Source organism: Psychrobacter sp. NPDC078409 (assembly GCF_050268505.1).
Lineage (GTDB): Bacteria > Pseudomonadota > Gammaproteobacteria > Pseudomonadales > Moraxellaceae > Psychrobacter.
Genome location: NZ_JBNNGW010000004.1, coordinates 47,722 through 48,156, shown reverse-complemented (window position 1 = coordinate 48,156; position 435 = coordinate 47,722). Strand labels below are relative to the sequence as shown.

Below are 435 nucleotides of genomic sequence, written 5' to 3'. Positions count from 1 at the left end.
ACAGGTACTTTAACGAATACTGGCGCTACTGAACTACAAAATACATTAAGCGTTGCGGGACAATCGACTACTAATGGTATCGGTAACACAGGTGATATAGCTAACTCAGGCGACATCACTAACGGCGGCAATATCGTTAACACAGGTACTTTAACGAATACTGGCGCTACTGAACTACAAAATACATTAAGCGTTGCGGGACAATCGACTACTAATGGTATCGGTAACACAGGTGACATAGCTAACTCAGGCGACATCACTAACGGCGGCAATATCGTTAACACAGGTACTTTAACGAATACTGGCGCTACTGAACTACAAGATACATTAAGCGTTGCAGGACAATCGACTACTAACGGTATCGGTAACACAGGTGATATAGCTAACTCAGGCGACATCACTAACGGCGGCAATATCGCTAACACAGGTACTTTA

The 435-nt window shown here is 43.7% G+C and carries 1 protein-coding gene; it reads left to right on the top strand.

Going from position 1 to position 435, the window contains the following annotated elements; all coding sequences use genetic code 11:
• The coding region (locus ACQKC9_RS08980; protein ID WP_427621482.1) for a hypothetical protein at positions 1-435 on the top strand (435 nt) is incomplete at both ends.